1 pseudogene is annotated in these 257 nt (G+C 58.4%); it reads left to right on the forward strand.

What is annotated here, in order from left to right:
• A pseudogene (locus HMPREF2978_RS13470) lies at positions 1-252 on the forward strand (hypothetical protein); the annotation flags it as partial.
• Positions 253-257 lie beyond the last annotated feature (5 nt).

Below are 257 nucleotides of genomic sequence, written 5' to 3' on the forward strand. Positions count from 1 at the left end.
CGCGGCTACATGTACCGACTCAACACCGGCGTGGCCTTCATCCCACCCTGGGGTGCGCCGATTACCGCAATGCCCGAGTACCAGGAAGCACTAGCCAGACTCAACGCCGAGAAAGCAGCCACAAAAGCACAGGCCACAACACCAACCCAAGGGTCACCAACACAAACTTCGGCCACAACCCAAGGATCACCGGCCCAAAACCTAGATACAGCGTCAGAACAACCACCAGAGGAACCACCCGACAGCAGCTAACACCC

Source organism: Corynebacterium sp. HMSC074C01, from assembly GCF_001814605.1.
GTDB lineage: Bacteria > Actinomycetota > Actinomycetes > Mycobacteriales > Mycobacteriaceae > Corynebacterium.